19 protein-coding genes are annotated in these 20608 nt (G+C 60.3%); 13 read left to right on the forward strand and 6 right to left on the reverse strand.

The window, feature by feature from the left end:
* Nucleotides 1-38 precede the first annotated feature (38 nt).
* Nucleotides 39-1526: a helicase HerA-like domain-containing protein gene (locus tag QRN46_RS01365; RefSeq protein ID WP_011335660.1), complete on the forward strand. Its 1488-nt coding sequence runs from the start codon at nt 39-41 to the stop codon at nt 1524-1526.
* Between the two features lie 10 nt (nt 1527-1536).
* Here the strand turns inward: QRN46_RS01365 and QRN46_RS01370 are convergent, their stop codons facing one another.
* A complete protein-coding gene (locus tag QRN46_RS01370; RefSeq protein ID WP_011335659.1) occupies nt 1537-1992 on the reverse strand; it encodes a DUF721 domain-containing protein in 456 nt (151 codons plus the stop codon).
* Between the two features lie 307 nt (nt 1993-2299).
* Between QRN46_RS01370 and secA the strand changes: the two genes are divergently transcribed.
* The 4 genes from secA (at nt 2300) to QRN46_RS01390 (ending at nt 8014) form a co-directional block, all read left to right on the forward strand.
* The gene (gene secA, locus QRN46_RS01375; RefSeq protein ID WP_041475415.1) at nt 2300-5038 is read left to right on the forward strand and encodes a preprotein translocase subunit SecA; all 2739 of its coding nucleotides are present in this window, start codon (nt 2300-2302) and stop codon (nt 5036-5038) included.
* Between the two features lie 122 nt (nt 5039-5160).
* Complete coding sequence (gene argJ / locus QRN46_RS01380; protein WP_011335657.1) at nt 5161-6378, forward strand: bifunctional glutamate N-acetyltransferase/amino-acid acetyltransferase ArgJ; 1218 nt, start codon at nt 5161-5163, stop codon at nt 6376-6378.
* A gap of 62 nt (nt 6379-6440) precedes the next feature.
* On the forward strand, nt 6441-7073 hold the full coding sequence (locus tag QRN46_RS01385) for a glutathione S-transferase family protein (RefSeq protein ID WP_201816267.1): 633 nt from the start codon (nt 6441-6443) through the stop codon (nt 7071-7073).
* On the forward strand, nt 7070-8014 hold the full coding sequence (locus QRN46_RS01390) for a Nudix family hydrolase (RefSeq protein ID WP_011335655.1): 945 nt from the start codon (nt 7070-7072) through the stop codon (nt 8012-8014). The genes QRN46_RS01385 and QRN46_RS01390 overlap by 4 nt, the downstream gene beginning before the upstream one ends.
* A 74-nt stretch (nt 8015-8088) precedes the next feature.
* Here QRN46_RS01390 and QRN46_RS01395 read toward each other — a convergent pair whose 3' ends face one another.
* The 3 genes from QRN46_RS01395 to QRN46_RS01405 are packed head-to-tail and all read right to left on the reverse strand — an operon-like array spanning nt 8089 to nt 11676.
* Nucleotides 8089-8673, reverse strand: coding sequence for a cob(I)yrinic acid a,c-diamide adenosyltransferase (locus tag QRN46_RS01395; protein WP_285354190.1), 585 nt, complete (start codon nt 8671-8673; stop codon nt 8089-8091).
* 3 nt (nt 8674-8676) lie between these two features.
* Nucleotides 8677-10713, reverse strand: a complete 2037-nt coding sequence (locus tag QRN46_RS01400; protein WP_011335653.1) for a sensor histidine kinase — start codon at nt 10711-10713, stop codon at nt 8677-8679.
* 45 nt (nt 10714-10758) lie between these two features.
* Complete coding sequence (locus tag QRN46_RS01405; protein WP_011335652.1) at nt 10759-11676, reverse strand: putative 2-dehydropantoate 2-reductase; 918 nt, start codon at nt 11674-11676, stop codon at nt 10759-10761.
* Between the two features lie 140 nt (nt 11677-11816).
* Here QRN46_RS01405 and QRN46_RS01410 point away from each other — a divergent pair, with 140 nt between their 5' ends.
* Entirely contained in the window at nt 11817-12302 is a 486-nt protein-coding gene (locus tag QRN46_RS01410) for a YajQ family cyclic di-GMP-binding protein (protein ID WP_011335651.1), read from the forward strand.
* Nucleotides 12303-12438: 136 nt separating this feature from the next.
* Nucleotides 12439-13278, forward strand: coding sequence for a mechanosensitive ion channel family protein (locus QRN46_RS01415; protein ID WP_007951217.1), 840 nt, complete (start codon nt 12439-12441; stop codon nt 13276-13278).
* Nucleotides 13279-13401: 123 nt separating this feature from the next.
* Here the strand turns inward: QRN46_RS01415 and QRN46_RS01420 are convergent, their stop codons facing one another.
* Nucleotides 13402-14748 (reverse strand): OprD family porin, encoded by a 1347-nt coding sequence (locus tag QRN46_RS01420; RefSeq protein WP_011335650.1) that lies wholly within the window; start codon nt 14746-14748, stop codon nt 13402-13404.
* A gap of 899 nt (nt 14749-15647) precedes the next feature.
* Here QRN46_RS01420 and QRN46_RS01425 point away from each other — a divergent pair.
* Both QRN46_RS01425 and QRN46_RS01430 read left to right on the forward strand, forming a co-directional pair.
* Nucleotides 15648-16073, forward strand: a complete 426-nt coding sequence (locus tag QRN46_RS01425) for an HIT family protein (protein WP_041475414.1) — start codon at nt 15648-15650, stop codon at nt 16071-16073.
* A gap of 3 nt (nt 16074-16076) precedes the next feature.
* A complete protein-coding gene (locus QRN46_RS01430; protein WP_007951214.1) occupies nt 16077-16283 on the forward strand; it encodes a SlyX family protein in 207 nt (68 codons plus the stop codon).
* A gap of 90 nt (nt 16284-16373) precedes the next feature.
* On the opposite strand, the gene QRN46_RS01435 is transcribed toward QRN46_RS01430, so the two are convergent.
* A complete protein-coding gene (locus QRN46_RS01435; RefSeq protein ID WP_011335647.1) occupies nt 16374-16976 on the reverse strand; it encodes a cold-shock protein in 603 nt (200 codons plus the stop codon).
* Nucleotides 16977-17283: 307 nt separating this feature from the next.
* Here QRN46_RS01435 and QRN46_RS01440 point away from each other — a divergent pair, with 307 nt between their 5' ends.
* The 4 genes from QRN46_RS01440 to aspS all read left to right on the forward strand — a co-directional run bounded on the left by QRN46_RS01440 (nt 17284) and on the right by aspS (nt 20563).
* A complete protein-coding gene (locus QRN46_RS01440; protein WP_085697174.1) occupies nt 17284-17754 on the forward strand; it encodes a Dps family protein in 471 nt (156 codons plus the stop codon).
* A 242-nt stretch (nt 17755-17996) separates the two neighbouring features.
* Complete coding sequence (locus tag QRN46_RS01445; protein WP_011335646.1) at nt 17997-18344, forward strand: ribbon-helix-helix domain-containing protein; 348 nt, start codon at nt 17997-17999, stop codon at nt 18342-18344.
* A 113-nt stretch (nt 18345-18457) separates the two neighbouring features.
* On the forward strand, nt 18458-18679 hold the full coding sequence (locus tag QRN46_RS01450; RefSeq protein WP_007951210.1) for an FmdB family zinc ribbon protein: 222 nt from the start codon (nt 18458-18460) through the stop codon (nt 18677-18679).
* A gap of 108 nt (nt 18680-18787) precedes the next feature.
* Nucleotides 18788-20563 (forward strand): aspartate--tRNA ligase, encoded by a 1776-nt coding sequence (gene aspS, locus QRN46_RS01455; protein WP_011335645.1) that lies wholly within the window; start codon nt 18788-18790, stop codon nt 20561-20563.
* Nucleotides 20564-20608 lie beyond the last annotated feature (45 nt).

The following is a 20608-nucleotide window of genomic DNA, read 5'->3' on the forward strand; positions in this document are numbered from 1 at the left end:
CGGCCATGATCGACAAAGATTAACCATTGGGTGACCAAATGCCTGACTCCTCGCAACTCGTAATCGGCGCCGACCTCGCCGGGCAACCGATCGCTCAGGCCATGCGCCTGGCCAACCGTCACGGACTGGTGGCCGGGGCTACCGGTACCGGCAAGACCGTCACCTTGCAGCGCCTGGCCGAGGCGTTCAGCGACGCCGGGGTTGCGGTGTTCGCCGCCGACGTCAAGGGCGACCTGTGCGGCCTCGGTGCTGCCGGCAACCCTCAGGGCAAGATCGCCGAGCGCATCGCCGGCATGCCGTGGCTCAATCACAAGCCTCAGGCGTATCCTGTGACCTTGTGGGACATCCACGGTCAGTCCGGTCATCCGCTGCGCACTACGTTGAGTGAAATGGGCCCGCTGCTGATCGGCGCCTTACTGGAACTGACCGACAGCCAGCAGTCGGCGCTGTACGCAGCGTTCAAGGTGGCGGATCGCGAAGGCCTGTTGTTGCTGGATCTCAAGGATCTGAAGGCACTGCTCAATCATCTCAAGGACAATCCGCAACTGCTGGGCGAAGACGCGGCGCTGTTCACCACCGGCTCCAGTCAGGCGCTGTTGCGGCGTCTGGCGACGCTGGAGCAGCAGGGCGCCGAGGCGTTGTTCGGCGAGCCGGCGTTGCAACTCGAAGACATTCTGCAGCCGACCGCCGACGGTCGCGGACGCATTCATCTGCTGGATGCCAGTCGTCTGGTGCATGAGGCGCCGAAGGTCTATGCAACGTTCCTGCTGTGGCTGCTGGCCGAACTGTTCGAGCAATTGCCTGAGCGTGGCGATGCCGACAAACCGTTGCTGGCGCTGTTTTTCGATGAGGCGCATTTGTTGTTCGGTGACACGCCCAAGGCATTGCAGGAGCGGCTTGAGCAAGTGGTGCGGCTGATTCGCTCGAAAGGTGTGGGCGTGTATTTCGTCACCCAGTCGCCGGGCGATCTGCCGGACGATGTGCTGGCGCAACTGGGGCTGCGGATCCAGCACGGCCTGCGCGCATTTACTGCCAAGGAGCAGAAATCCCTGCGGGCGGTGGCGGATGGCTTCCGGCCGAATCCGGCGTTCGACACATTGTCGGTGCTCACCGAACTCGGGATTGGCGAGGCCCTGGTCGGCACCTTGCAAGAAAAGGGCACGCCGGAAATGGCGCAGCGGGTGCTGGTGGCGCCGCCGCAATCGCGGATCGGGCCGTTGACCGAGACTGAGCGCACAATGCTGATCGCCGGTTCGCCGTTCAAGGGCCGTTATGACAAACCGATTGATCGCGAGTCGGCCTATGAAATCCTGATGGGGCGCAAGGGGCTGGCGCCGGAGGCTGAAGCGGCGCCGGGCAAACCGGCCGCTGAAGAGCCAAGCCTGGCGGACAGGGCCGGAGAATTTCTCGGCACGGCGGCGGGGCAGGCGCTCAAGTCGGCGATGCGCCAGGCAGCGAACTCGCTGGGTAAACAATTGGTGCGCGGCCTGATGGGGTCATTGCTCGGTGGCAGCAAACGCCGCTGATCAATAAGGCTCAGGCCTTGGGTTTGGCGTGGGCGGCCAGTCGTTCCAGTGCTGCCCGCAGATTCGGATCGCTGATCCCGTCGGCGGTGGCCTGGATGGTCGCCGCCGCATCCGTCGACAGATCGATCGTCGGCCCGTTCGCCTCGCGCTGGAGGGTCGGTGGCCGCACGGCGAACTTGATCCGCGTCAGATTGGCGAACTCGTCGAACATCTGCAGTTGCCGTTGCAGACGTTTCTGCTGATAGCGCAGACGCGTGGCCCAATGACCGTCGGTGACGATCAGCAACAGTTCGCCTTCGCGCCACTTGGCGACGTGGCAGTGTTCACGGGCGGCGGGTTGCAGTTGGCTTTCGAGCAGACGTTGCAGATGAGCCAGGCGCTGGGCGTGACCGAGGATGGCTTTCAACGGCCTGGCTTCGCGTAGCAGAACGGCGGGCGCTCTGGCTGTGAGAGGGCGAAATGCCATGATCTAGGACCTGAAGTTGCAGAGGCGCCATGGTAGCAGATAGCACCCATTTCACTCGCCCATTGCTTTTGTCCCTGCTTTGCCCATTAAATCAACGACTAACTTCTTCGCTGTACGGCTTGAAGTTGAGCAAAACGCCCCTATTTTAAGTGAGCCCCGTCAAAGCGCAGTGCCAGCATCGTGGAATATCCCCACTTTCCTCACCACCGTTTCCGGGTAGAATGCTCGTTCGCATGCGGCCATGAGGGCTGCACGGGCGACTCACGGGGCCGCCCTCCATCCCTTTAGTGTGGAAGATCCTGCCGATATGTTTGCGCCTTTGTTAAAGAAACTTTTTGGAAGCAAGAACGAGCGTGAAGTCAAACGCATGCTCAAGACGGTGCAGCTCGTCAATGCCTTCGAAGAGAAGATGGTCGCCCTCTCGGACGATCAACTGCGCGCCAAGACCGCAGAGTTCAAAGACCGCATTGCCAAGGGGGAGACCCTTGATCAGCTGTTGCCGGAAGCCTTTGCGGTTGCCCGCGAAGCCGGCAAGCGGGTCATGGGCATGCGCCACTTCGACGTCCAGCTGATTGGCGGCATGACCTTGCACGAAGGCAAGATTGCCGAAATGCGCACCGGTGAAGGCAAGACCCTGGTGGGTACCCTGGGCGTTTACCTCAACGCGCTGTCCGGCAAGGGCGTGCACGTTGTGACCGTGAACGATTACCTGGCCCGCCGCGACGCCAACTGGATGCGTCCGCTGTATGAATTCCTCGGCCTGAGCGTCGGCATCGTGACGCCTTTCCAGCCGCCGGAAGAGAAACGCGCCGCCTACGCCGCCGACATCACCTACGGCACCAACAACGAATTCGGTTTCGACTACCTGCGCGACAACATGGCGTTCAGCATGGAAGAGAAATTCCAGCGCGAACTCAATTTTGCCGTGATCGACGAAGTCGACTCCATCCTCATCGACGAAGCGCGTACCCCGCTGATCATTTCCGGTCAGGCCGAGGACAGTTCCAGGTTGTACATCGAGATCAACAAGCTGATCCCGAAACTCAAGCTGCACGTCGAAGAAGTCGAAGGCGAAGTCACCCAGGAAGGCCACTACACCGTTGACGAGAAGACCCGTCAGGTGGAACTCAACGAAGCCGGTCACCAGTTCATCGAAGACCAGCTGACCAGCATAGGTCTGCTGGCCGAGGGCGAGAGCCTGTACTCGGCGCACAACCTGAGCCTGCTGACTCACGTCTACGCCGGTCTGCGTGCGCACAAGCTGTTCCACCGCAACGTTGAATACATCGTGCAGGACGGTCAGGTCGTACTGGTCGACGAACACACCGGTCGTACCATGCCCGGCCGTCGTCTGTCCGAAGGCCTGCACCAGGCCATCGAGGCCAAGGAAAACCTGAACATCCAGGCCGAGAGCCAGACGCTGGCATCGACCACGTTCCAGAACTACTTCCGTCTGTACGACAAGTTGTCCGGCATGACCGGTACCGCGGACACCGAAGCGTTCGAATTCCATCAGATCTATGGCCTGCAAGTCGTCGTGATCCCGACCAACAAGCCGTTGGCCCGTAAGGACTACAACGACCTGGTGTTCCTGACCGCCGAAGAGAAATACGCGGCGATCGTCAATGACATCAAGGAAAGCATGGCCGCCGGCCGGCCGGTGCTGGTGGGTACTGCGACCATCGAAACCTCCGAGCACATGTCCGCATTGCTCGAGAAGGAAGGCATCGAACACAAGGTTCTGAACGCCAAGTTCCACGAAAAAGAAGCTGAAATCATCGCGCAGGCCGGTCGTCCGGGCGCACTGACCATCGCTACCAACATGGCCGGTCGTGGTACCGACATCCTGTTGGGCGGCAACTGGGAAGTTGAAGTCGCGTCGCTGGAAAACCCGACCCCTGAGCAGATCGCCCAGATCAAGGCCGACTGGCAGAAGCGTCACCAGCAAGTGCTGGAGTCCGGCGGCCTGCAGGTGATCGCGTCCGAGCGTCACGAATCCCGTCGTATCGACAACCAGCTGCGTGGCCGTGCCGGCCGTCAGGGTGACGCCGGTTCCAGCCGCTTCTACCTGTCGCTGGAAGACAGCCTGATGCGCATCTTCGCCTCTGACCGGGTGAAGAACTTCATGAAAGCCCTGGGCATGCAGTCCGGTGAAGCGATCGAGCACCGCATGGTGACCAACGCCATCGAGAAGGCACAGCGCAAGGTTGAAGGCCGCAACTTCGATATTCGCAAGCAACTGCTCGAGTTCGACGACGTCAACAACGAACAGCGTAAAGTGATCTATCACATGCGTAACACGTTGCTGGCTGCGGACAACATCGGCGAAACCATCGCTGATTTCCGTCAGGACGTCCTGAACGCCACCGTCAGCGCACACATTCCGCCGCAATCGCTGCCAGAGCAGTGGGACGTGGCCGGTCTGGAGGCGTCGATCGCCAGCGACTTCGGCGTGAAGCTGCCGATCCAGCAATGGCTCGACGAAGACGATCACCTGTACGAAGAAACCCTGCGTGAGAAGCTGATGAACGAGCTGATCGCCGCGTACAACGAAAAAGAAGACCAGGCCGGCGCCGAAGCCCTGCGCTCCTTCGAGAAGCAGATCGTGCTGCGTGTGCTGGACGACCTGTGGAAAGACCACCTGTCGACCATGGATCATCTGCGTCACGGCATCCACCTGCGTGGTTATGCGCAGAAGAACCCGAAGCAGGAATACAAGCGCGAGTCCTTCACGCTGTTCTCCGAGCTGCTGGATTCGATCAAGCGCGACTCGATCCGTGTGCTGTCGCACGTTCAGGTTCGCCGCGAAGATCCGGCCGAAGAAGAGCAACGCCTGCGTCAGGAAGCCGAAGCGCTGGCCGCGCGCATGCAGTTCGAACACGCCGAGGCTCCTGGCCTGGAAGCGCAACCGGAACTGGTCGGTGAAGAGGTCGACGTGGCCCTCGCTGCCGCGCCGGTTCGCAACGAGCAGAAGCTGGGCCGCAACGAACTGTGCTACTGCGGTTCGGGCAAGAAATTCAAGCATTGCCACGGGCAGATCCAGTAAACCCCGTTTCAATCGCTGAAATACCCGCGCCGCGACCGGCACCAGCCGTCGCGGCGTTTTGCCATTTACACCACCGTCACTACGCTTGGCGGTGCTGACATCATTGAGTAAGGAGCGCATTCATGGCTGTTGGTCTTGGTCCTTTGCCAACGTTGCACCCGGTTGCCGGTTTTGAACTCGGTATTGCTTCGGCCGGTATCAAACGCCCGGGGCGCAAGGATGTCGTCGTGATGCGTTGCGCCGAAGGTTCCACCGTGGCGGGCGTGTTTACGTTGAACGCTTTCTGTGCAGCGCCGGTGATCCTGGCCAAGAAGCGCGTGCAGAACGCTGTGCGCTACCTGTTGACCAACACCGGCAACGCCAACGCGGGCACCGGCGAGCCGGGCCTGGCCGCCGCCGAGCGTACGACCGCGAAGCTGGCCGAGCTGACCGGCGTCGATGCCAGCCAGATTCTGCCGTACTCCACCGGCGTGATCGGCGAGCCGCTGCCGGTCGAGAAGATCGAAGGCGCCTTGCAAGCCGCGCTGGACGATCTGTCGGAAAACAACTGGGAAGCTGCCGCCACTGGCATCATGACCACCGACACACTGCCAAAAGGCGCGAGCCGCCAGTTCCAGCATGACGGCGTGACCATCACCGTCACCGGCATCAGCAAGGGTGCAGGCATGATTCGTCCGAACATGGCGACCATGCTCGGCTACATCGCCACCGACGCCAAAGTCTCTCGCGACGTGCTGCAAAACCTGATGCTGGACGGCGCCAACAAGTCGTTCAACCGCATCACTATCGACGGCGACACCTCGACCAACGACTGCTGCATGCTGATCGCTACCGGCAAGGCCGCACTGCCGGAAATCAACCGCGCCGAAGGCGAACTGTTCGCCAAGCTGAAACAGGCCGTGTTTGAGGTGTGCATGGACGTGGCCCAGGCCATCGTGCGTGACGGCGAAGGCGCGACCAAGTTCGTGACCGTTGAAGTCAACGGCGGCGGCAATCACCAGGAATGCCTGGACGTCGGCTACACCGTGGCCCACTCGCCGCTGATCAAGACCGCGCTGTTCGCCTCGGACCCGAACTGGGGTCGCATCCTCGCCGCTGTCGGCCGTGCCGGCGTGCCGGACCTGGATGTGAGCAAGATCGACGTGTTCCTCGGCGAGGTGTGCATCGCCAGCCGTGGCGCGCGCGCCGCGACCTACACCGAAGCCCAGGGCTCGGCGGTGATGCAGCAGGAAGAAATCACCATCCGTATCGAACTGGGTCGCGGCGATTGCAGCGAAACCATCTGGACCACCGACCTGTCCCACGAGTACGTGAAGATCAACGCCGAATACCGCACCTGATCCCTGCTGAAGAGGGAGGTCTGCGGACCTCCTTTTCTTCTGTCCCATGAAAGGACCCGAACATGAGCCTTCACCTGATCATCGGCGACAAACTGCTTTCCTCCTGGTCCCTGCGCGCGGCGCTGGCGCTTGAACTGACCGGCGCACCCTACACCGAAGAATTGGTCAAGCTCGGTAGGCCCGACACCCGCGAGCGGCTGCTCACGCACTCGCCGACCGCTAAGGTGCCGCTGCTGAAAACCGCCCGTGGCACCATCGCCGACTCTCTGGCGATTGCCGAATACCTGGCCGAACAGTTTCCTTCCGAACAACTCTGGCCGACCGATATCGCCGCCCGTGCCCAGGCGCGATCCGCCTGCGCACAGATGCACAGCGGCTTCTTCGCCATGCGCAATCACATGCCGTTCAACCTGAGCCACGATGCGCCGCTCAATCCGGTGCCGCCGGAGGTGAAGGTCGACATCGAGCGCATGCTCGCGCTGTGGGCCGAATGCCGCGCTGTCGCGACCGAGCCTGGGCCTTATCTGTTTGGTCGAGTGTCGCTGGCCGATGCGTTCTTCGCGCCGATTGCCGTACGCCTGCGCACCTATCAGGTGAAGCTGCCGGCCGACGATCAAGCCTATGTTGAAACCGTCTACCAATGGCCGGCCTTCAAGGCCTGGCAAAAGGCTGGACTGGAGGAATTGCAGTCGTGAAACGTGTACACGTCGCCGCCGCCGTCATTCGTGACGGCAGTGGCAAGATTCTGATCGCCCGTCGTGCCGATACCCAGCATCAAGGCGGCCTCTGGGAATTTCCCGGTGGCAAGGTCGAGGCCGATGAGTCGGTGCAAACCGCGCTGGCCCGAGAGCTGCACGAAGAGTTGGGCATTGTCGTTGGCGCCGCTCGGCCGCTGATCAAGGTGCGTCATGACTACCCGGACAAGCAGGTGTTGCTGGATGTCTGGGAAGTTTCGAGTTTTACCGGTGAGCCCCACGGCGCTGAAGGTCAGCCCTTGGCCTGGGTGTCGGCCAGGGAGCTGACGGATTACGAATTCCCGGCGGCCAACCAGCCGATCGTGGCGGCGGCGCGTCTGCCTGCCGAATACCTGATCACCCCGGAAGACCTGGAAACCCCGGCCTTGCTGCGCGGTATCCAGAAGGCAATCGCCGGTGGCATCAAGCTGATCCAGCTGCGTGCGCCCAATGGTTATGATCCGAAGTACCGCGATCTGGCGGTCGATGCGGTCGGCCTGTGCGCCGGCAAGGCGCAGTTGATGATCAAGGGCCCGTTCGAGTGGCTGGGGGATTTCCCGGCGGCCGGCTGGCACATCACCTCGGCGCAGTTGCGCAAATACGCCGCTGCGGGGCGTCCGTTACCGGCGGAGCGCTGGTTGGCAGCGTCCTGCCACAACGCTGAAGAACTGGCACTGGCCGAGCAGATGGGCGTGGATTTCGTCACTCTGTCGCCGGTGCAGCCGACCCTGACTCACCCGGATGCACAGCCGTTGGGCTGGGAGCAGGCGTCGACGCTGATCGAAGGCTTCAGCAAACCGGTGTTCCTGTTGGGCGGAGTCGGCCCGGCGGAGCGCGAAAAAGCATGGAATGCCGGGGCTCAGGGTGTCGCGGGGATTCGGGCGTTCTGGCCTGAGGCCTGAGGCCTGAGGCCTGAATTAGCATTGATGCGACTGCCCCCTTCGCGAGCGGGCTCGCGAAGGGGGCCTGACTGGCGCTACTGATCTGAAGGTTTCGCCGCCGGTTGCCACAGAATCTCGGCAATACCCTGGCGCCGGGCGATCAGCCTGGCCGCCACAAACAACAGATCCGACAAGCGATTGATATACGCCAGGCCAACCCCGGCCAACGGTTCGATCGCATTCAAATGCTGACAACGCCGCTCGGCACTGCGCGCCAGGCTGCGGCAGACGTGGGCCTGGGCAATCAGCATCGAACCGCCCGGCAGAATGAAATTCTCCAGCGGCCCCAGTTCCTCGTTCCAGACATCGATAGCGGCTTCCAGCCGTTCGATTTCTGCTGCGTTCAATGCCTGATATTCCGGCATCGCCAGCTCGCCACCGAGATCGAACAATCGGTGCTGGCAGGGCGCCAACACATCGATCAGCTCATTCAGCCCGGGGCAGATTTCGCGCTCGGCGATCAATCCGGCCAGCAGTACACCGACCTGACTGTTCAGCGTATCGACCTCGCCAATGGCTTCGATGCGCGGGTGATCCTTGGGCACCCGGCGGCCGTCGCCGAGTCCGGTTTCGCCCTTGTCGCCGGTGCGGGTGTAGATCTTCGACAGGCGAAAGCCCATGGTTTACCTCGGTAGTTGATTGGTTTCGGCGGCGATGGGCGCCGGTTGCGCCAGTGGCAGGCGCAGGGTGAAGCAGGTGCCTTGCCCCGGCGCCGACTGCACTTCCATCTGGCCTTTGTGGTTGTTGGTGATGATGAAGTACGACACCGACAGCCCGAGGCCCGTGCCCTGGCCGATTTCCTTGGTGGTGAAGAACGGCTCGAAGGTGCGCTTGCGCACGTTCTCGCTCATGCCGATGCCGTTGTCCTCGACTTGAATCTCGGCCCACGGCGGATTGAGCCGGGTGCGCAAGGTGATTCGCCCTGGCTCGCTGTCATCTTCGCGCTGGTGGATCGCCTGCGCGGCGTTTTTCAGCAGGTTCAGCAGCACCTGTTCCAGTTCGTTGGCAGTGCCGGGCACCGGGCCCAGCGCCGGGTCGAACTGGCGAATGATTGCCTGACCCTTGAAGTCGAACCCGATCGCCAGGTCGAAGTCGTTGCCGGCGATTTCCACGGCTTGATCGATCAGCGCCGGCAGGTCGCACGGCGCCATCTGGCGGTTGCTGCGACGGCTGAAACTGAGCATGTGGGTGACGATTTTCGCCGCCCGGGCGCCGGCCTGCTGAATGCCGTCGAGCAGTTGCGGGACTTCCCGGCCTTGCAGATAACGGTTCACGGTATCGAGTTCGATGCCCAGTTGCTCGGCCTGCTCGAGGTTCTTCGGCAGGTCCGGCGACAGGCGTCGGCGAATGTTCTGCACGTTGTGCAGGATCGCCCCCAGCGGGTTATTGATCTCGTGGGCCATGCCGGCGGCGAGGCCACCGACCGACAGCATTTTCTCCGACTGCACCATCATTTCTTCCAGCGACAGGCGCTGGGTGATGTCGTCGATCCGGATCACCACGCCGCGCCCGGCACCGCCCATCAACGGGTAGAAGGTGAGGGCGTAGTGCTTGGGCTCGTCGTCCTTGAACCACGTCACCCGCTCGATTTTCGCCACAGTGTGCTGTTCGACGGTCTGCTTGAGTTGCGGCAGGAACGGCTTGAGCGGCTCGAACGCGAGGAAGATCGGCTGGTTAAGCGCTTCGTCCAGTCGTGTACCGGAAAGGGCGCTGGCCTCCTGGTTCCACTGCGTGACGTAGAGCTGTTCGTCGAGGGCGATCAGCGCCGAGGGCATGGAGTCGATGATGCTGTTGAGGTAGTTCTGGAACCCGGTGAGTTTCTTCTCGATCTTGCTGCGCACCTGGACTTCCAGTTCCAGCTTGCGGTTGGTGTGGCGGGTTTCTTCGGCCAGCCCCTGGGCCTGATCGTAAGCCGCCTGGGAATCATCGCGGGCACGCTTGAGTTGCTGCTCCCTCGCCTCGATGCGCGACAGCATGGTGTTGAACGCTTCGGCGAGGCTGCCGATTTCGTCATGGTTGCCCCGGGAGGCGCGCAGGGCATAGTTCTCCTCGCGGGTTACCTGACGGGACAGTTCTTCCAGTTGATGAATCGGCCGGGTGATCAGGCGCTTGATCTGCCGGGCGATGACCAGCCACAGCAGCACACTGAAAATCAGGATCCCCAGGCTGGCCGTGAGTGTGCCGGTATAGAACGCCACCGGCAGCTCGCTGCTGGCCACCAGCAACAGATGGCCCGGCGCGGTGCCGGGGCGGGGCAGGGTGATCAGTTGATTGCTGCGAAACTCGGTCAGTTGCCAGGCTTCGATGTGCCGGTAGCGTTCCGGCAGGTTGAGTTTGTCGCCGTGTTGCAACTGCGCCAGACGTTCGCCTTTGCCGTCATATAAAGCGGCTGCACGCAGCGGAGAATAGCTGTCGAGCTCCTTGAGCAGACGCTCGGCGCTTTGTGGCGATTGCAAGGCTTCGGCCACCAGGCTCGGGTTCGACACCAGCCGGCCGATGGTCTGCAACGCCTGGGGCGCCATGCTTTCCTGGGAAATGTAATAGGCGGCGCTGATAAAGGTCAGGTTGGCGACCAGCAACACGGTGGTCAACAGCACCAGCAGGGCGGCCAGCAGTTTCTGGCCGACCGGCAGGTTTTCAAGACGCTGGCGCAATGGCATCAGGTTTATCGCAGCAAAGGAACAAGTGGCCAGCGTAGCCGCTGCTCAGTCGACGGGCAATCCGAGACTGTGCAGATGGGCAGTCAGGCGCTGCTGCAACTGCTTGAGATGCGGCAGGTTCAACTGATGACGCTCTGCAACCTTGCAGGCATGCCCAAGCAAATAGCTGATCTCGGTGCGGCGCTGGCTGGCCACGTCCTGATACATGGACGAGAAATTCGCCGCCGTGGCCTGGATCACCCGCTCCACTTCCTGTTGCAGGTTGTCCGCCGCCGCCGGTTGCCCGCAGCGTTCGAGCAGCTCGGTCAGTTCGCCGCACAGCGTGGCGACTTCGCAGTGATGTTGCTGCAAGCCACCGTTGCGGCAGTCGTGCAGCACCGTCAGCGGATTGATTGCACAGTTGAGTGCCAGTTTGCGCCACAGACGAGTGAGGATATCGGCGCTCCATTCATGGGGGATTTTCGCCGCCTCGAGATCGTCCAGCCAGATCGGCGCTACCGGATGACCGGCGTCCCCCAGCCAGGTGTAACCGTGGCCGGCGAACACCACGCGCCAGTCGCCGTCGCGAAAGGCGCCTTCGGTGCTGGAGGCGCTGATGCAGCGGGCCTGCGGGACTCGCGCGGCGACCGCTTCCTGGCTGCCGAGGCCGTTCTGCAAGAGGATCAGCTCGGCGTCCGGTGCCAGGCGATGGGCAAGTCCGGCCACAGCCGCTTCGGCGTCGTAGGCCTTACACGCCACGAGCAGGCGGCGGATCGGTTCGGGGCTGTCCGGGGTTTCGCCGGGGATGGCGTAACTGCTGGCCACGCCTTGTTCGACGAGGGTCAGGCCGCCCGCCGTTGCATAGTCGTGCAAGCGGTCAATGTCGCGCAGGATCAACCGAACCGGCAGGCCGGCCCGGGCCAGGCGCGTGGCCCAGAGCGTGCCGAGACTTCCGGCGCCGAGGACATGCCAGGGGGTGGACATCAGTTTTTCACTCGGTAAGGTACAGGCATGCAAGGCTCGCCGTGTCGGTGGGAAAAGACCCGTTATAATGAGCCCGATTTTAACCGCAAGCCAAGCGCGCCGCGTCCCGTACGAGCGCGCCTTTTTATTGGAGAGATTACATGCCGTCGTTCGACGTGGTATCCGAACTGGACAAACACGAACTCACCAACGCGGTCGAGAACGCCGTGAAGGAACTCGATCGTCGTTATGACCTGAAAGGCAAGGGCAGCTTCGAATACAAGGAAAAGGATCTGACCGTCCACCTGACCGCTGAAGCCGATTTCCAGCTGGAAGCGATGATCGAGATCCTCAAGCTGGCCCTGGTCAAGCGCAAGATCGACGTGCAGTGCCTGGAAGTCAAAGACTCCTTCGCCTCGGGCAAGCTGATGAAGCAGGACGCTGTCCTCAAGGAAGGCATCGACAAAGAACTGGCGAAGAAGATCGTCGGCCACATCAAGGAAGCCAAGCTCAAGGTGCAGGCCGCCATTCAGGGCGAGCAGGTGCGTGTGACCGGCAAGAAGCGTGACGACCTGCAGGAAGCCATCGCGGCCCTGCGTGCCAAGGAATTTGGCATGCCACTGCAGTTCAACAACTTCCGCGACTAAGCTTTTCGGTCGGAACCTCTCGGCGTTTAATGCGTCCGAGGCCCAAGCAACGGCAGAAACGATTGAGCCCTGTTCGGTTCGGTCTTTCTGCCGCTGGTTTTTACAGCCCGGGAAGCCGGCAATCAGGAGATGAAAGATGGATTTGAATGCTGAGGTGGACAACCTGGTCAAGGCATCCCAGGCGTGGATTCCGATGATCATGGAATACGGCAGCCGTGTGCTGCTGGCGGTGATCACCCTGGCCATTGGCTGGTGGCTGATCAACAAGGTCACGCAAAAGCTCGGCGGCCTGCTGGCCCTGCGCAATGCCGACCTGGCGCTGCAAGGTTTCATCAGCAGCCTGGCCAACATCATTCTCAAGGTGCTGCTGATTGTCAGCGTGGCGTCGATGATCGGCGTCGAGACCACTTCGTTCGTTGCGGCGATCGGTGCGGCCGGCCTGGCCATCGGTCTGGCGCTGCAGGGCAGCCTGGCGAACTTCGCCGGCGGCGTACTGATTCTGTTGTTCCGTCCGTTCCGCATCGGTGACTGGATCGAAGCCCAGGGTGTGGCGGGTACCGTCGACAGCATCCAGATCTTTCACACCGTGCTGCGCACCGGTGACAACAAGACCATCATCGTGCCAAACGGCAATCTGTCGAACGGCATCATCACCAACACCAACCGTCAGCCGACCCGCAAGGTTGTGTTCGACGTGGGTGTGGATTACGAAGCCGATCTGCAAAAGGCCCGTCAGGTGCTGCTGGATCTGGCCAAGGATGATCGTGTTCTGCAGGATCCGGCACCCCAGGCCGTTATTTCGACACTGGGTGACAGTTCGATCACTGTTTCCCTGCGCGTCTGGGTTAAAACGGCGGATTACTGGGATGTGATGTTCATGTTTAACGAACAATCCCGTGATCGTTTAAAAACTGCCGGAATTGATATCCCGTTTCCGCAACGAGTGATTCGTGTGGTTCAGGAATCGGCAGTGTAATGATAGGTTGCTAATTAATTGCCTGACTTATCGGTCAGGCATCTATTACAAGTGACAGGCAATAAAAAAGGCCCATCCGAAGATGGGCCTTTTTGTTTTGTTACCGCAACTAACTCGGTGCGATTACAAAAGCGACAGCGGGTAGTCGACGATCAGACGGAACTCTTTGGTATCGCCTTCACCTTCGTCGGCGTTAGCGAAGTGCCAGGCTTGGCGAATACGGAAGGACAGGTCTTTGGCCGGGCCAGACTGAACTACGTATTTGGCTTCGAAGTTGGTTTCGTTGTGTTTGCCATCTTCGCCATACAGACCAGCGTAGGCGCTGCCTGCTGGAGTGTGGGTACCGTCGATGTCCCAGCCTTTAACGTAGCGGGTCATGAAGCTCAGACCTGGAACGCCGTACTCGGCCATTTTGATGTCGTAACGGATCTGGGCAGACTTCTCGCCCGGGGCGTTGAAGTCAGAGTACTGGATGGAGTTGGCGAGGAAGATCGAGTCGCCGCCACGGTTGTTCTTGCCCACGCCGATGTAGTCGAACGGAGTGTCGCCGTTGACCTTCTGGAAGGCCAGGGTGATGGTGTGCGCTTTCAGGAACGAGAGAGCGGTGGCCAGGGAGAACGCGGTGTTGCTGATGTCACCGGCTTTCGCGCTACCGGTGTCGGTGGTGCGATAGATGTTGAAGTCGGTGTTCAGCGAAGTGTCACCACCAAATGGAGTGGTCAGGTTCACGTTGGCGTAGTACTGGTTCCAGATGTCTTCCAGTTTGGCGCCGTAGAGCGATGCGCTCAGGTTTTCGGTGATGCCGTACTTGCCACCGAAGTAGTCGATGGTGTTGGCTTCAACACCAGCGTAGGTCGCGTACAGACCACCTTCACGGGCGTTGCGGTCCTGGCTGGTTGCCGAGTAGAAGTGACCGGCTTCGAGGTCAAGGTCTTTGATCTCGCTGCTCTGCAGTTGGAAACCGCTGGCAGTTTGCGGAAGGATACGGGAGCCGCCGACAGCGAACACCGGAGCGGTGCTAGGCTGCATGTCACCGATTTTCAGCTCGGTTTTCGATACGCGGAACTTGATGGCAGCGCCGGCTTTGCCTTGGCTGTCGTCAGGGTCGCGGGAACCGTTTGCATTGAACTCGTTGCTGCGGCTCATGTTGCCGGAGCCGCTGGTGCCGGCACCGCCGTCCAGTTTGATGGCCAGGTAGCCGAACGCATCAACGCCGACGCCAACAGTACCTTGGGTGTAACCGGAGCTGAAGTTGCCCCAGATACCCTGGGTCCAGTCTTTTACGTCACGGGCACCGTCTTTGTTGTCACGGTTGAAGTAATAGTTGCGAATCAGCAAATCAGCTTTCGCGCCTTCAACGAAGCCTTTGGCTTCTGCCTGGTCACTTACGAACGGTGCGGCCGTAGCCATCTGAGTACTGGCGGCTGCTGCAACTGCCAGTGCGATCATGCTCCACTTCATCACGCGCATCGTGATTTGCTCCTTTGGTTTTAGAAGAGTACTGCCGTCCCACCTGTTTTATTATCTGGGCGGCTCTTTCTTTTTGTGTCGGCGCAAACTTATATCACGCCGACCATGTTGGCGATACTTGCGCATTCAACCTTTCAGCTTCTTTACGAGCGTGTCGCAATCGGCTTGGTAGATGTCGCAAATTTACAGTCCAAATGCAATGGGACTGACAACTTCAGCGCTGTTTTACAGGGCTTGAGCATCGGTAAAAAAGAGTCCCTTGGCAAAACGCTTGAATCTCCATCGGGCAACCCTGCCACTGTTTTTATTGGGCTCAAGGCATCCACTTCTTGTGATGCGCTTATAGTCCATATGGGTATGAATGCAACAAGCGTGCACAAACCGCTGAATTGTTCCGGTTTTTTTCAGAGCGCTCGTCTGACGCTGTAAAAACCTCATAAAACCGGGGGCTTCGAGGGCCTGTCAGTCAGGCTTGACGCCATCCTTCGCATGGTGTTGCTCCGTGAGTTTTGCTACGCGACAACCAAAAACGTTACCGGTTCACCCCGTCAGTGAGTATTCGGCGGATGCCCGACGCACTGAGCGTAGACGCACTGTGCGGTTTTGGTGCAAAAAATTTCAATGGCTGTACTGAATTCATACAGTTGGGTCGCTGGATGAACGTAGAGGCTCAGGTGTCAGGCGGTCATATTGCTCGGTTCGTTCGCGCTCCCGGTTCCGTTCTGGTGCGCATGAGTCATAAATGTCACATCCCGGGGCGTGGAGGAATTCTTGCCGCAACCCTGTTCGCCGTGAAGGTCGCTCCAATCGCAGGTATGCTGCCGTCCAGTCGCTTGGTGCACTGCTTTCAAAGCAGGGCGCTAAGCTGTAAACAGGTCATTTCGCCGGGAGTGCGCGCAGTGTTTGCTTTAGATTCACGACTTCAACAGGACACGCTGACCATCGGCGATTTCCCGCTGTGCCGACTGCTGTTGTCCAATGACGCCAACTACCCGTGGTTCATCCTGGTGCCACGCCGCGACGATATCAGCGAGTTGTTTCAGTTGGATGTCGCCGACCAGCAGCGCCTGTGGCAGGAAACCACCGCATTGGCCGAGGTGCTAAAGGATTCCTTCGACGCCGACAAGATGAATGTGGCGACCCTGGGTAACGTGGTCAGCCAGTTGCATATGCATGTGATCGTGCGTAAGCGGGACGACGCCGCCTGGCCGGCGCCGGTCTGGGGCAAGCACCCCGCCAAGCCTTACAGCGCCGAGCAAGTGGCCGCGATCCGCGAGCGCCTGCGCCTGGTGCTGGACGAAGATTTCACCTTTCTGGAGGGCTGAGTCATGAGCCTCGAACAACGTGTTACCGAGCTGGAAAGTCGTCTGGCATTTCAGGACGACACCATTCAGGCATTGAACGATGTGCTGGTGGAGCAGCAGCGAGTGGTCGAGCGTCTGCAATTGCAGATGGCAGCCGTACTCAAGCGCCAGGAAGAGATGGTGGGGCAGTTCGGTTCTTTTGAAGAAGACGCACCGCCGCCACACTATTGAGAAGTGCGCGGGCATGCTCCCGTTAAAACGCATTCATTAAAAAACCGCGAACAGCCAGGCTTTTCGCGGTTTTTTATTGCGGGACGTGGATCAGCGGCGCGGCAGGGCGGCGATCACGTCTTCGGCCTGCAGGCCCTTGTCACGGTTCATCACCGAGAACTCCACACGCTGGCCTTCGACCAGAACGCGGTGGCCTTCGCCACGGATGGCGCGAAAGTGCACGAAAATATCATCGCCGGAATCCCGGGAGATAAAGCCGAAGCCCTTGGAGGTGTTGAACCACTTGACGGTGCCGGTATCGCGGTTGCTCATGTCGTAGCTTTGCGTAGCGGCGGCCGGTGAAGATTTATAGAAGCTGACCGCCAGGTGCAGAACCACGGCGACCAGTGCGATCACCAGGCTGAACAGCACGGCTGGCTGGCCGGCGATGACAGGCATCGGCGCGATCAGGGTCAGGGTTTGCAGGACGACAGTCAGGACCAGCAGGGCGCTGACCAGATTTTGCAGATGCTGGCGCGGACCTTTGTTCCAGTAAGGGATGACTGGCGCAAGGATCAGGTTCAGCAGGCCGAAAAAGGCCAGGTAAAGTGCATCGGGTTGTTGCAGGTAAGGTACCGCTTCGGACTTCAGGCTGGGTATGAAGGACAGCAGCAAGGCTGCTGCGCCCATTAGCAGGTGGACGATTTTCAACATTTTTATTGACTCACGTTATGACGGCTCACAAGGAAGAGCTGAAGGCGCACGGTTCGCTTCGGAACAATAAGAGGCGTTGGACACGTGCACGACATCAGCCTATGCGCAGGCCCGGAAAACGGGGCGTAGCGACACACTGCCTATTTAACAGCAAAGCCTGCAGCTACTCAAATTACCCCGGCCAGTGGCAGGTACCGGACGATTTGTCGCGTCTATCGGGTTCATACGGGGGCTGCGGGGCAGGGGTGGCCTTGCTACAGTGAACCGACACCTGCTGGATGAATTCAATCGCCGTTAGGGGGTAAGCATGGCAATCGATATCGGTATCAGTGAAGAAGACCGCAAATCCATCGTCGAAGGGCTCTCGCGCCTGCTGTCGGACACCTACGTGTTGTATCTGAAGACCCACAACTTCCACTGGAACGTCACCGGACCGATGTTCCGGACCCTGCATTTGATGTTCGAGGAGCAATACAACGAACTGGCCCTGGCAGTGGACTTGATCGCCGAACGCATCCGGGCGCTGGGGTTTCCGGCGCCGGGCGCGTACGCGACCTACGCGCGCCTGTCTTCCATTAAAGAGGAGGAGGGCGTGCCGAGTGCCGAGGACATGATCAAGCAATTGGTCGAGGGTCAGGAAGCGGTCACCCGCACGGCGCGGGGGATTTTCCCTCTGCTGGACAAGGTCAGTGACGAACCGACCGCCGACCTGCTGACCCAGCGCATGCAGGTTCATGAGAAAACCGCGTGGATGTTGCGCGCGCTGCTCGAGGCTTGATGACGGAAAGCGCACGGATCCTTCGCTCGTGCGCTTTTCTCTTTTTTTCCGGAAAAATCATTCGCGACGGTAGGAAACAAGGAATACGCCCCACCGCTCCACGATCCTCCGTATCGCGTTGGCTTATCCTACGTGGATGGTCAAAAAGTCATCTGGATCTGCCTTTGCACCTGCGCTTTTAATGAGGTCACAGGAAATCGCCTTGATCACAGGCGCAGGAATGACAAAGGAGTGTCAGCGATATGGAAGGTGGAGACAGGCGAGGCGGCATTGCCGTCGGTTTGCAGCAGGACAAGTTCGGGGAGCCGTTTCTCGGCGGGTTCGACATGGCGTTGATCCGGCCGCTGTCCCGATCGGTACGCTTGAACGGTTTCGCGACCTGCATGCGGCTGGAGCAGGTTTACTGGAACATTCTGGGCCGGATGGCCGAGGACAATTGCTGTTCGGTCGGCACGCTGTTGTCCCGTGTCGATCGTGAAGTGCACCTGCGCCATGGCGGGGTGAAAAACTTTAGCGGTCTGGTGCGGGTGGTATGTGTGGTGCATGGCCTGCGGGATTCTCCGGGTATGCACGACGCGGGTTGTCACTGACGAGACGGCCTGTGCAGTCTTCCGGCTGCACAGGCCGCATTTAATGGATATAATCCCGCCCTTTCGCCGCACAGCCCTGCGCGTGCTGGCAATCTGATTGCCGAGACAACCCCATGCCGATGTACGATTACCAATGTGCTTCCTGTGGTCATCAGTTGGAAGCCATTCAAAAGATCAGCGACGCACCACTGGTCGATTGCCCTGCCTGCCAGGCGCCGGAACTCAAGAAGCAACTGTCGATGCCGGGCTTTCGCCTCAGCGGCAGCGGCTGGTACGAAACCGATTTCAAGACCGGCGCGAAGAAGAATCTGGCCGGTGGCGACAAATCTGACTAGGGTTCAAACCCAGGTCGAACGACACGCGCGAGTTTCCACAGGTTGCACAGTGCTTGAGTGCAGCGGGATCTCCACCGAATTTCGAATTACGAGAAGCGAACCACTACCATGATGCGCAGCCATTATTGCGGCCAACTGAACGAAAGCCTGGAAGGCCAGGAAATTACCCTTTGCGGATGGGTTCACCGTCGTCGCGACCACGGCGGGGTGATTTTCCTCGATATCCGTGATCGTGACGGTCTGGCCCAGGTAGTGTTCGATCCGGATCGCGCCGAGAGCTTCGCCGCCGCCGATCGCGTGCGCAGCGAATACGTCGTGAAGATCACCGGCAAGGTGCGTCTGCGTCCGGCCGGTGCCACCAACGCCAATATGGCGTCGGGCATGATCGAAGTGCTGGGCTACGAACTGGAAGTGCTGAACGAGTCGGAAACCCCGCCGTTCCCGCTGAACGAGTTCTCCGACGTCGGCGAAGAAACCCGCCTGCGTTATCGCTTCCTGGACCTGCGTCGTCCGGAGATGGCCGAGAAGCTGCGTCTGCGCTCGCGTATGACCACCAGTATCCGTCGCTATCTGGACGAGAACGGCTTCCTCGACGTCGAAACGCCGATCCTGACCCGTGCCACTCCGGAAGGCGCGCGCGACTACCTCGTACCGAGCCGTACCCACGCCGGCTCGTTCTTCGCGCTGCCGCAATCGCCACAGCTGTTCAAGCAACTGCTGATGGTCGCCGGCTTCGACCGTTACTACCAGATCGCCAAGTGCTTCCGCGACGAGGACCTGCGTGCCGACCGTCAGCCTGAGTTCACTCAGATCGACATCGAGACCAGCTTCCTCGACGAAAAAGACATCATGGGCCTGACCGAAGGCATGATCCGCAACCTGTTCAAGGAAGTGCTGGATCTGGAATTCGGCGAATTCCCGCACATGACGTTCGAAGAAGCCATGCGCCGTTACGGTTCCGACAAACCAGACCTGCGTAACCCGCTGGAACTGGTAGACGTGGCCGACCAACTGAAAGAAGTGGATTTCAAGGTCTTCAGCGGCCCTGCCAACGACCCGAAATGCCGTATCGCCGCGCTGCGCGTTCCAGGCGGGGCGAGCATGCCGCGCAAGCAGATCGACGACTACACCAAGTTCGTCGGCATCTACGGTGCCAAGGGTCTGGCGTACATCAAGGTCAACGAGCGTGCTGCCGGTGTTGAAGGTCTGCAATCGCCGATCGTGAAAAACATCCCGGAAGCCAACCTGAACGTGATCCTCGACCGCGTTGGCGCAGTCGACGGCGACATCGTGTTCTTCGGCGCCGACAAGGCCAAGATCGTCAGCGAAGCCCTGGGCGCGCTGCGTATCAAGCTCGGTCACGACCTGAAGCTGCTGACCTGCGAATGGGCTCCGATGTGGGTTGTCGACTTCCCGATGTTCGAAGAGAACGACGACGGCAGCTTCTCCGCGCTGCACCACCCGTTTACCGCACCGAAGTGCTCGCCGGAAGAGCTGGAAGCCAACCCGGCCGGCGCTCTGTCCCGTGCCTACGACATGGTGCTGAACGGCACCGAACTGGGTGGCGGTTCGATCCGTATCCACCGTAAAGAGATGCAACAGGCGGTGTTCCGTCTGCTGGGCATCAACGAAGCGGAACAGGAAGAGAAGTTCGGCTTCCTGCTCGACGCCCTGAAATACGGCGCACCGCCACACGGTGGTCTGGCCTTCGGTCTGGACCGTCTGGTGATGCTGATGACTGGCGCCCAGTCGATCCGTGAAGTGATCGCCTTCCCGAAAACCCAGAGTGCTGCCGACGTGATGACGCAGGCGCCGGGTGTCGTGGACGCGAAGGCATTGCGCGAACTGCACATTCGTTTGCGCGAAACGCCGAAGGCTGAGTAAGACGGGCCTGAAGGCGCATCTTCGGATGCGCCTTTTTTCTTTCTG

Source organism: Pseudomonas sp. lyk4-R2A-10 (genome assembly GCF_030209075.1).
Classification (GTDB): Bacteria; Pseudomonadota; Gammaproteobacteria; order Pseudomonadales; family Pseudomonadaceae; genus Aquipseudomonas; species Aquipseudomonas glycinae.